At 72.7% G+C, this 6,617-nt stretch carries 6 protein-coding genes; 2 read left to right on the top strand and 4 right to left on the bottom strand.

Annotated elements, in window-relative coordinates:
* Positions 1-91: 91 nt before the first annotated feature.
* The 4 genes from sigJ (ACFW3D_RS04515) to ACFW3D_RS04500 all read right to left on the bottom strand — a co-directional run bounded on the left by sigJ (ACFW3D_RS04515) (position 92) and on the right by ACFW3D_RS04500 (position 4,008).
* On the bottom strand, positions 92-1,030 hold the full coding sequence (gene sigJ, locus ACFW3D_RS04515) for an RNA polymerase sigma factor SigJ (protein ID WP_500501197.1): 939 nt from the start codon (positions 1,028-1,030) through the stop codon (positions 92-94).
* A gap of 697 nt (positions 1,031-1,727) precedes the next feature.
* Entirely contained in the window at positions 1,728-2,657 is a 930-nt protein-coding gene (gene sigJ / locus ACFW3D_RS04510) for an RNA polymerase sigma factor SigJ (RefSeq protein ID WP_500501195.1), read from the bottom strand.
* A 119-nt stretch (positions 2,658-2,776) separates the two neighbouring features.
* The gene (locus ACFW3D_RS04505; RefSeq protein WP_500501193.1) at positions 2,777-3,043 is read right to left on the bottom strand and encodes a WhiB family transcriptional regulator; all 267 of its coding nucleotides are present in this window, start codon (positions 3,041-3,043) and stop codon (positions 2,777-2,779) included.
* A gap of 284 nt (positions 3,044-3,327) precedes the next feature.
* Entirely contained in the window at positions 3,328-4,008 is a 681-nt protein-coding gene (locus ACFW3D_RS04500; protein WP_500501191.1) for a sigma-70 family RNA polymerase sigma factor family protein, read from the bottom strand.
* Positions 4,009-4,159: 151 nt separating this feature from the next.
* Between ACFW3D_RS04500 and ACFW3D_RS04495 the strand changes: the two genes are divergently transcribed.
* On the top strand, positions 4,160-4,666 hold the full coding sequence (locus tag ACFW3D_RS04495; RefSeq protein WP_500501189.1) for an ATP-binding protein: 507 nt from the start codon (positions 4,160-4,162) through the stop codon (positions 4,664-4,666).
* A gap of 465 nt (positions 4,667-5,131) precedes the next feature.
* Positions 5,132-6,613, top strand: coding sequence for an aldehyde dehydrogenase (locus ACFW3D_RS04490; RefSeq protein WP_500501188.1), 1,482 nt, complete (start codon positions 5,132-5,134; stop codon positions 6,611-6,613).
* Positions 6,614-6,617: the final 4 nt, after the last annotated feature.

Here is a 6,617-nt window from a genome sequence, read left to right as displayed (position 1 = left end):
AACGCCCGCGCCAACCCGAAAACCAACTTCGCCCCCGACTCACCGATCCGCACCTGGACCGATTACCCGGCCAAGGCTGCGTGACAAGCCACTAGACGCCGTCCCTGGCACGCCAGGCGTGCAGCTTGTCGGGGTGCATCATGAGCCACAACCGGTCGATGCGGTCCTCCTCGCCGAAGCCGATCCCGATGACCGCCGACGTCACGCCGTCCATGCGCCCCACGAGTCCCGGACGGCCGCTGACGTCCTCCACGCGGAAGGAGACCCCGGGCTCCTTCCGCAGGACGCCGAGGAAGAGGCGGGCGATCCTGTCGGCTCCGGCGACGGGCCGCAGGGCGGTCCTGACCCTTCCGCCGCCGTCGGCGGTCGCGGTCGCGTTCACGTCGAGGAGCCCGACGAGCGAGTCCAGGTCGCCGGTCTCGCAGGCGTGCTTGAAGGCCGACACGACGTCCCGGTGCCGTGAACTGCGGATCGTGGGAGGCTCGGCCGCCCGGAGACGGCGACGGGCGGACGTGGCGAGCTGCCGGCAGGCCGCCGCGGAACGCCCCACCGTCTCCGCGATCTCCGTGAACGGCACCCCGAAGATGTCGTGCAGGATGAAGGCGACGCGCTCGGCCGGGGTGACGGAGTCCAGGACGACCAGCACCCCCATCGTCACGGATTCGTCCAGGCTGATCTGGTCCGCGGGATCGGCGGCGCCCGCCACCGGGCCCACGCTGTCCCCGGCCGACCCGGGAAGCGGCTCGGGCAGCCACTCCCCCACGTACCGCTCCCGTCGTACGCGGGCCGAGGACAGCTGGTCCAGGCAGATCCGGCTCGCCACGCGCACCAACCACGCCATGGGCGACCTGATGGCGCGCTGGTCGTCCTCGGAGAGGGCGTACCAGCGCAGGTAGGTCTCCTGCACGACGTCCTCGGCGTCGTACGACGAACCGAGCATGCGGAACGCCAGGTTCAGCAGCACCCGGCGCTCGCCGAAGACGGCGCTCAGCGAGTGGTCGGCGGCTTCGGGCAGGGATGCGTCAGGCATTCCGCCGCCCCCGTCGCCGGGTCCGGACCCTGCCGGGCTCCGCGCCGCGCCCGTCGACGACGTGCATGCCCGGGCCGCGGGTGCACGCGGTCGCCGGTGTGGCGCCGGCGTGCGCGACGGTCGCCGCGAGCCGTCGCTGGAGGCGTGCGCGGCGTGCGCGGCGTGCGAGGCGTGCGAGGCGTGCGAGGCGGCCCGCGATCGCCGTGTGCGGCGTGTCCTTCACCTGTCCGATCAGCATGTCCCTATGACGAGGCGGCGCCCGCGAATGTGAGGCGCTCCCGGCACCGGCGCCCTCCCGGGCGCGTGCCTGTGTCCTGCGTCACCTCACACCCACGGCGCCCCGGCCGTCGTGACGTACGATCCATCCGGCGCGTGAAGCCGCGCGCACCGTCCCGACCACCGGTCCGCCGGCTGCCGCACAGCGAATACGTCGAGGTACACCGGCCCCTCGACGCCGCGCAGCGTCACGTCCTGGGCTCCCACGAGCAGTACCGGCCCCTGGACTCCGGCCCGACGAGGACGCCGACACTCTCCCGCGCAGGCGGACCCGCCGCGAACCCCTGAGGCTGCGTCTGTCGCACGTCTTCTACGGGCCCTCGTCCCAGGTGGCACGGCCAGCGGCCGAGGAGAAGGCGCGGCACGCCGTCGGGCACTGACCGCTGCGCGGCACGGCCGGTGGTCGGCGGCCGGCGGCCGGTCAGGACCAGGAGGCCAGCTTCTCCGGGTTCAGCGTGATCCACACGTCGGTGATCCGCGATCCCGCGACGTGCAGGCTGACGACGGCGACCACCGCCCCGTCCACCCGGCAGACCAGGGCGGGGCGGTGAGCGGCGTTCTCCAGGTGCATGAGGGTCGTGGTGAGGCGGCTCTCCCTGCGGAACGCGCCGATGAGGTAGCGCGCGGTCCGGTCCGCTCCGCGGATGGGCCTGAGCGCGGCGCGGACGTGTCCGCCGCCGTCGGCCCGGGCGGTGACCTGCGGGTCCAGCAGGGCAATCAGGCGGTCGAGTTCACCCGTCCGGCAGGCCCTCTTGAACTCGCGGGCCAGCCGCCGGTACTCCTGCTGGTCCGCCTCGTTCCTGCGGGCGGAGGCGATGCCGCGGCGGGCGGCCACGGCCAGCGAGCGGCAACTCTCGGCGCTGCGGCCGACGATGGCGGCGATCTCTGCGAAGGGGACCTTGAAGACGTCGTGCAGGACGAAGCTCACGCGTTGCGCCGGGGTGAGCGCCTCGAGCAGGACGAGCATCCCCATCGTGACGGAGTCGTCGAGCGCGACCCGGTCCGCGGGGTCGTCCAGGTGCCCGGGCGTCCGTACGCTGCTCCACGCCGCGCTGTCCGGCAGCGGTTCCGGCAGCCACTCGCCCGTGTACTTCTCCCGTCGTACCCGGGCCGAGCCGAGGTGGTCCAGGCAGATCCGGCCGGCCACGCGGACCAGCCAGGCTGTGGGGGACCTGATGCCGGCGCGCGCCGACGGGGACATCGCGTACCAGCGCGCGTAGGTCTCCTGGACGACGTCCTCGGCGTCGTGCGTCGATCCGAGCATCCGGAAGGCCAGCGCCATCAGCATGGGCCGGTCCTTGAGCGCCGGGTTCGAGCGGGTGCTCAGCCGCCCCGCGTCGTTGCCCCGCATGAGCATGGGTTTCCTATGGCCGAGGAGACACCTGTGCGGCGGCGCAGGGCCTCCATGAGTGTCTTGCTTCCATCGTGCAGGCAGTGACGGAAACCGGCGAGCCGCCGCCCTGGGACGACTCAGGCGGCGGTCCCGCCCGTCGCTCTCAGCCGTTCGCGGGTGCTGCGGCGCTGCATCGCGCGTCGCTCGGCCTCCGTGGTGCCGCCCCAGACGCCTTCCATCGGGCCCGCTCCCAGTGCCCACTCCAGGCACCGGGCCTGCACGGGGCACCGCCCGCACACGGCCTTGGCCTCGCCGATCTGCACCATTCCCAGGCCGCTGCCGCTGATGGGGAAGAAGAGTTCCGGATCTTCCCCGCTGCAGGCGGCGGCGTCGCGCCAATTCATGGGAGCCTCCTCATGGGTGGTCACGGCCGTTTCCCGGTGGTGCCGCCCCATGCCGGACGAATTCCTGCGAGTGCCATGTCCGGATGCTATTGACGGGCGCGCCGTGCCGTCCAAGACGCATATTGGAAGGCGTCGATAGACACAGCCTATGGTCGTCATCCGGACATCGTGCGGCGGTGTCCGCACGGGGAGTGCCCGGTATTTCCGGAAGAGATCGCTTTTCTTTCACAGGGGTACGACGGCGCAGCCCGGCCGGACGTGAGGGGCCGGCCCCGGCCCGCCCCTCAGGCCCGGTTCCACCGGCGCAGTTTGCCGGGGTTCAGGACGAGCCAGACGTTCACGACCCGGTCGGCGTGCACGTCGCGGCTGATCGCCGCCGCGACTTGGCGGCCGCATCCGGCCACGAGCCCGGTCCGGCCGTTGACGGAGTCCTCGGCGATGACGACTCCGGTGTCCGGGTCCAGCAGCGCGCCGAGGCAGCGGATGACGTTCCGGGCTCCGCCGACCGGCGGTTCCGGCGTCCGGATCCTGCCGCCGCCGTCGAACACGGCCGAGACGTCGGAGGCCAGGAGGCCGGCCAGGAGCCGCGGATCGTGCGATTCGCACGCCTTCCGGAACGCCCGGACCACTTCATGGTGCCGTCCGGCCCCGGCACGCCGAGCCCGGAGGCCGCGCAGGGGCCGCCGGGCCGTCTCCGCGACGGCCTCGGCCCGCGGCTCGTCACCGCGCGCCGCCCCGCCGGGCGCCCGCCCCGGGCGCCTCAGGCAGACGTCCGCCGGCGTCCCGGCCGGCCAGGGCTCCGGGTCCGCGACGTGGTCGCCCACGGCGTACCAGCGCCCGTAGGTCTCCCGGACCGCTTCTTCCGCCGCCGTCGTGGAGGAGAGGAATCCGCGAGCGAGGTCGAGCAGCCTTTTCCGCTCTTCCAGCAGATCGGAAATGGGCGCGACAATTTCCCGGTGGTTCATCGGCTTACCCGGCCTTTCGAGCGGCGTCCCTGAAACGGCCGGACAACGTACGTCATGAACGTTGCCGGCTTCGCGCCGCGCTGGCCCTCGTGCGGCGGTGCGGCGGTGCGGCACTCGCAGGGAATGACGACGCAGGTGCACCGGGTGTGAGGTGCCGGCAGCCGGCCGCACCCTGTCGTCGCGGCGCCGCCCTCTCCCGGCCCGCCCGCGGAATCCACGCGCCAGGGCCCCCGCGTCGCGCTCGGCGCGGGCGACGTCGCGTCGTGGCGGTTCCCCGGCGACGCGTCCGTCGTCAACCGCGCCCGGTCGCACGTCAAACGGCAACTGGCAACTGGCCCGCCGGCGGCTGGACCATCCGGCCGAGGCCACGGAACTGATCGTCAGCGAGCCGGTCACCAACGCCGTCATCCACGGCGGCGGGGACTGCGACCGCGACCGGACGGTCGGCCTGCGCCTGGTCCGGCACGCCGTACTGAACTGCGAGGTCTTCGACCCCGGCCACGGCCGCCCCTTGCCCCATAGCCCCACCGCGTCCGACGAACACCGCCGCGGGCTCTTCCTCGTCTCCCGGCTGTCCCGCGCGTGGGGCTCCCGGCACCTTCCGGACGGCAAACTCATGTGCGTCGACCGGGAACTGACACCGAGCCCAGGCCCTTGACCGCGACGCAGCCATGTCCGGTTCGCACAAAAATGTTAGCACCTGTTGCACATTGCGGCTTATCAGCGCTACGCTTCCTGGACATCCCCCATAGCACTGGCCGAAGGCTTCCGGACGCCGCGAAGAGCATCACCTTCCCTTCCCCCACCCCTGCGGAAGGCGTCCCCGAAGCCTTCCGCACACACACCGAGGCCAGTGGTGAGCGGTCGCCAACTCCCGCTCCGTGAGCCGGAGCAGGACGTGGGATGAGCGCCGCCCGGAAAAGCCTCGGCAACGCCGACGTGCACGACGCCACCCCGAGCGTCCCCGGCCGGGCCCCGCATCCAGCGGGCCCGCGCCCGATCGGCATCACCCTGCGCTCTGGCACCAGCGGCACCTCTGGTCCCAGCCGGTCCCAGCGCCACTTCCAGGCCCCGTGCTGCGCACGAAGCACGACGCCGCCCCCGCACAGCAGGAGAACCACCCGTGACCCTCACCGGCGAGAACGCCGTCCAGCAACTGCTGATCGACGGCACCTGGCAACAAGCGGCCGACGCCCACACCTTCGCGACCCGCGACCCGTTCACCGGCGACATCGCCTCCCAGGCCGCGGCGGCCCTCTCCGCGGACGTCCTGCGGGCGGCCGACGCCGCCGAGAGGGTCTTCCCCGCCTGGGCGGCGCTGCCACCCAACGAGCGCCGCCGCATCCTGTGGGACGCCGCCGACACCCTGGAGGCACGAGCCGCGGAGATCTCCGAGGCGATCACCGTCGAGATGGGCGGCCCCGCCGCATGGGGCCACTACAACACCAGCGCCCTCGCGGAGAAGTTCCGCTACGCGGCGAGCGCGGTCCACGACGGCCTCACCGGCGAGCTCATCCCCTCCGAGGCACCGGGCCGCACCTCCATCGCGATCCGCAAACCGGTCGGCGTGGTCGCCTGCGTCGTCCCGTGGAACGCCCCGGCGCTGCTCGTCGGCAACTCCGTCCCGTACGCGCTGGCCGTGGGCAACACCGTGGTGATGAAGGCCTCCGAGCAGACCCCGCGCACGCACGGCCTGGTCGCCGAATGCCTCACCGAGGCGGGCCTGCCGCACGGGGTGTACAACCTCGTCACCAACGCGCCCGAGGACGGCCCCGAAGTGGTGGAGGCGCTGATCGCGCATCCGGCCGTACGGCGGGTGCACTTCACCGGGTCGAGCCGGGTGGGCCGCCTCATCGCGCAACTGGCCGCCGCGCACATGAAGCAGGTGATCCTCGAACTCGGCGGCAAGGCGCCCGTCCTGGTCCTCGCCGACGCCGACCTCGACCGGGCGGTCAACGCCACCGCATTCGGCGCGTTCGCCAACTCCGGGCAGGCGTGCCTGTCCACCGAACGCGTCGTCGTCGACCGCACCGTCGCCGAGGAGTTCACCCGGCGCCTGGCGGCCGTCGCCACCAGCGTCACCTGCGGCGACCCACGGGACCCGCGAACCGCGCTCGGCCCGGTCGTCGGACCGGACAGCATCGCGCGGCTGTCCGGGCTGGTCGTGGACGCGGTCTCGGGCGGCGCGCGGCTCATGGCGGGCGGTACGTCCGAGGGGCCGTGCTTCGCGCCGACCGTGCTGGCCGACGTCACCCCGGACATGCGCGTGTACCGCGAGGAGTCCTTCGGCCCCGTCGTCAGCGTCATCACCGTCGACGGTCCCGAGGAGGCCCTCCGCGTCGCCAACGACAACGACTACGGCCTGACCTCCGCCGTCTTCACCCGGAACATCCCGCTCGCCCTCGACCTCGCCAAGCGGATCAACGCCGGCATGTGCCACATCAACGGCGCCACGCTCGACGACGAGGCCCAGATGCCCTTCGGCGGCGTCAAGAACAGCGGCCACGGCAAGTCCGGTGGACGCGCGGGCCTGGAGGAGTTCACCGAACTCCAGTGGATCACCATCGAAGGCTCCCAGCCGCCGCGTTACCCCATCTCCGAATGACCGA

The organism is Streptomyces sp. NPDC058864 (assembly GCF_042742985.1).
Lineage (GTDB): Bacteria > Actinomycetota > Actinomycetes > Streptomycetales > Streptomycetaceae > Actinacidiphila.
This window is presented reverse-complemented; position numbering and strand designations above follow the sequence as displayed.